The organism is Roseateles sp. (assembly GCF_052436255.1).
Classification (GTDB): Bacteria; Pseudomonadota; Gammaproteobacteria; order Burkholderiales; family Burkholderiaceae_C; genus Pelomonas.
In genome coordinates this window covers 1-4,451 of the sequence record NZ_JBQVNP010000249.1, presented here as the reverse complement: position 1 = coordinate 4,451, position 4,451 = coordinate 1, and the positions used below count along the sequence as shown (strand labels likewise).

Annotated in this window: 2 protein-coding genes; both read right to left on the bottom strand. The window is 72.4% G+C overall.

Annotated features, from left to right (window positions below):
* A partial coding sequence (locus ACT6S0_RS26830; RefSeq protein ID WP_444766780.1) for a UvrD-helicase domain-containing protein occupies positions 1–2,673 on the bottom strand: 2,673 nt, incomplete at its 3' end.
* Positions 2,670–4,451, bottom strand: a 1,782-nt coding sequence (locus ACT6S0_RS26825) for a PD-(D/E)XK nuclease family protein (RefSeq protein ID WP_444766779.1), incomplete at its 5' end; no start/stop codon positions are given. The genes ACT6S0_RS26830 and ACT6S0_RS26825, both read right to left, overlap by 4 nt.

Genomic DNA, 4,451 nt, shown 5'->3' with positions numbered 1-4,451 from the left:
ACCACCAGCAGCCATCGCGACGGGCCAACGGCGGGCCAGCGGCTGCAGCCTGGCCCACCAGCTCGTCGCCTGGCTGCGGCTGGGCGTGTGGCTGAGCACCAGCGCCCGCCGCGCCCGCGTCAGCGCCACATACAAGCCGTTGAGCTCCTCACGTTCGCGCTCGGCGCGCTCCTCGTCGACCAGGGCCTGCAGCGATGGCGGCGGCCTGGCTTCCGAGGCGAGAAAGGCCGCGCGGCGCGGTGCCGGCAAGCCCACCGGCCAATCCAGCAGCAGGCCCAGCGTCTCGGCCTTGGGCGGCGCGGCGTCGGTGTCGAGCAGGAAGACGACCTCGGCCTCCAGGCCCTTGGCGCCGTGGATGGTCAGCAGCTGGACCGCGTCGGGCGCAGCGGCAGGCACGAACTTGACGGGCCGGCTCTTCAACGCGCGCACAAAGCCGTAGAGCTGGGCGTAGCGGCCGCCGTCCAGGTCCAGCGCGGCACGCAGCAGGGCCTGCACACTCTGCAGGCGCACCGCCGCGTCCGGCGCCGGCACGGCCGCGGCAATACGCGCCAGCAGATCGCCTTCGTCGACGATGCGGTCCAGCAGCTCGTGCGGTGTGCGTTGGCGCGCCTGCTCGGCCCAGCCGCGCAGCAGCGTCTGGGCGCGTGCCAGTGCGGGGCTGGGCGACGCCAGCGATTGCAGCGCGCTCCACCAGGAACGCCGCTCGGCCGCTGCCCGGCCCAGCCACTCGGCCGTGCCGGCGGCCTCGGCCAGCACCAGCAGGTCCGCCTCGTCGACACCGAACAGCGGGCTGCGCAGCGCATGCGCGAGTGACAGGTCATGCCCCGGCGAGGCCAGCACGTCCAGCAGCGCCAGCAGGTCGGCGACGTCGACCATCTCGGCCAGCGGCTGCTCCTCGGGCGCCGCATGCGGCACGCCGGCCGCCGTCAGCGCCTCGCTGAGCTGGCGCAGCGGGTCGCGCTTGCGGGCCAGCACGAAAAGGTCGCCGGGCTTGAGCTCGGGCCGGGCCTGCAGCAGCCCGACTATTGATCTGCAGACCCGCTCGCACTCCGGCGCACGGCGGCTGACCTCCGCCTCGCGCTTGGGCTCGGTCAGGCTGGGCCGCCAGCGCAGCGGGTCGACCTCGGGCTCGGCAGGCGCAGCGACGACCTCGGCATCCAGCGACCACAAGCCCGCCAGCTCATCCACGTCGGCCACCTCGGTCGTGTGCAGGCGAAAGCCCTGGTAGGCGCCGGCGCGCTGGGCGCTGTCGAAGGCAGCGTTGACGGCGGCCAGCACCTCAGGCGCATTGCGCCGCGTGTGGTCGCAGGCCAGACGCACGCCGGCCAGGCCGTCGCAGACGAAGTCCTGCGCCGCCGCGAACACGCGCGGGTCGGCGCGGCGGAAGCGGTAGATGCTCTGCTTGGGGTCGCCCACGATGAAGACCGACAGGGCTGAGCCCGCGCCCGCGCCGGCATAGGCCGACAGCCAGCCGTGCAAGGCCTGCCACTGCAGCGGGCTGGTGTCCTGGAACTCGTCGATCAGCAAGTGGCGCACCTGGGCATCCAGGCGCTGCTGCACCCAGCCGGCGGTCTGCGCGTCGGCCAGCAGGGCCAGCGCGCCGCGCTCCAGGTCGTTCATGTCGACCAGGCCACGCTCGCGCTTGAGCGCCTCGAAATTCGCGACCAGCACCAGGCTGAGGCGGCGCATCGCGGCGTGCTCGTCGGCGGCGCGCTGCTGGGCGATGGCCGCACGAAGGCGTTGCAGCTCGTCGCACAGTTCGTCGAGGTCCGAGCAATCCAGGCCCAGCTTGCGAGGCTCGCCCTTGAGCGTGAACAACGCCGCGAACGCGGCATCGAAATCCTGCGCCTGCTGCAGCGCCACGGCGGCGTCCTGCGCCTTCTTGCCCTTGGCGGCGCCGAGCAGCCGGGCCAGCCCCAGCAGCGGCTCGCGCAGATGCTCGAAGAAGCGCTCGGGCGTGGTGCCCAGCAGGTCGGCCGCACCGGTCAGGCTGGTCGCCAGCACGCCAGCGTCTTCAGCCAGCCGCAGCTCCACGCGCTTGGCGAAGGCGCCCAGCAGCCATTCGCGCAGGTTGAAGCGGCCGCGCGACTGGGTCAGCGCCTGAAAGTCGGCGCGCAGCGCTTCGTCTGCCAACACGGCGACATGGAAGCGTCGCCACAGCTGCGGCATCAGCTCCGCTTCGTCCTCGATGAGCTTGAGCTCGGGCGCGATGCCCTGGGCCTGCAGAAAGACCAGCGGCGCGGCGCGCAGCAGCTGCGAGAACCAGCCATGGAAGGTGCGTACCTCCACGGCCCTGCCGCCGCGCAGCAGCTCGGCCTGCAGGCCCGCCAGCCGGGGCCGCAAGGTCAGCGCTTCGGCCTCGGTCACGCCGCGCTGGCGCAGCGCCTTGATCTGCTCGGCCTCGCTCGCATGGGCGAACTCCGCCAGCCATTCGGCCAGGCGCTGGCGCATCTCGCCGGCAGCCTTGCGCGTGAAGGTGATGGCGACGATTTGCTGCGGCTCGGCACCGGCCAGCAACGCACGCAGGATGCGCGAGACCAGCATCCAGGTCTTGCCCGCGCCGGCGCAGGCCTCGACGACGATGCTGCGCGACGGGTCGCAGGCCAAGGCATAGAACTGCTCACGCGGGATGCGTTGACCATCGGCCCAGTAGGCGAGTTCAGAAGTGTTCATGACCAGTCGTCCTTGCGGCACAAACCGCGCGCCTCGCAGTAGTCGCAGACCTTGCCTTCGCCCAGCGCTGGCAGCGGCGCGCCACCGCGCAAGGCCATCAGGTCGGCTTGCAGACCGTCGCGCAGGGCCAGCGCCGTGTCGCTGACGTCTTCATGCGGAAGCAGCGCGATGCCCTTGACTTCATCCAGCACCAGATAGGCCGCCTGCAGCCCCGGCGCAGCGCCCATCAAGAGGGCGTAGCTGGCTAACTGGGTGTCCTCCAGTTTGGCGTTGACCTTTTCCTTCAGGCCCTTGGCGTCGCCGGTCTTGTAGTCCAGCAACCAGGTTCGGTGGCTCGACTCGTCGATGCGGTCGATGCGGCCTTTCAGAAGCAGGCCGTCCAGCGGCGCGTCGAACGGCCGGCAATCGCGGTCGACCTCGCCGGCCGCATAGCGCTGGCCGCCGGCCTCGACGTCGGCCAGCCAGGCGAGATAGAGCGGGCGCAGCCGCTCGAAGGCGGCCGAGAAGGGCAGGAAGTCCGCCGCATCCAACCACGCCAGCTCGGCCTCGGCGGCCGCGCGCAGTGCTGCATCATCATCGCCCCCTTGGCGTGACTCGTGGAAGCGCTTGAGCACCGCATGCAGCCAGGTGCCGTAGTCGCGCTTGGTGGCTTCCTGCTCCAGTTCGTCGGCCTCGCGCAAGCCCAACAGTGCGCGGCTGAAGAACTGGTAGGGGCAGTTGCGCAGCGCGTCGATGGCACTGGCGCTCAAGGCAGCCGGCAGGCGCTCGCGGGCATGGGCCGCGGCGCGTTGCCGAGGCCGGCTGGGCGGCGTCACAAGCTCGCGTTCGTCAGCCCAGCGATCCAGGGCCCGGCCGCTGGCCAGCCGCTCCAGCAGCGGGCTCGGCGGCAATGGCTCGGCGCCGGCGAAGGCGCAGCGCAACAGGGTCAGCACCGGCGCACGCAGGAGCTGCGCAAAGCCCAAGGCTTCGGCCTCCCGGCGCTCGGCCAGGCTGGGCAGGCCCAGCGTGGCCGCGTCGGCGTCGGCCAGCAAGCCCGCCTGCGGGTTGACGGGACCCAGCGTGGCGGCATCCGCGCCGGGCAGCACGACCGCGCCGAAGGGCCGCAGCATGGCGCGCGCCAGCGGCGTGATGACGACTTCGGCCGCGCCCGGTTCTTCGGGAGGCTCGAACTGCGCTGCTTCCAGGCTGTCGTCCACCCAGGCCATGAACTCCTCGGGCCGCAGCCGCGTCTGCGCCAGCGCATGTTCATGCGCGCTGCCGGCCCAGGGGTTGCGTGAGATCCATAGCGTCTCCAGCAAGTCCTCGCCGCCTTCGACCTCGGCCAGTGAGCCCAGGCCGTTGAGCACCTGAGCCAGGCCGAGCAACCAGGCACCCAGCGTGCGCGCGCCGCCGGCCAAGGGCTCCAGCTGTCGCCGGGCCCGCTGCCAGACCGCGCCCGCAGCCGGCGGCAGGGTGGCGGCATCGAGCTGGGCGGCCTGGCGCCAGCCGAAGCGGCGGCAGCGCGACTCCAGGCCGATCCGGCCGCCGGCATCCCAGCCCGCGGCCAGGGGCGATTTGAGCCAGGCCAGCCAGTCGTCCACCGCGCCACCCGCAAGCGCGGCGCGCAGCAAGGCCATCAGCGCGGCGGCAGCGGGCGTGGTGGCCAGCGTCCAGCCGGTTTCGTCATGCACCGGCACACCCTGGCGCGCCAGCAGGGCGCGCACGCGGCGAATCACGACACGGTCCTGAGCCAGCAGCGCCACCGGCCGGCGGCCGGCGTTGAGATGCTGGACTACGGC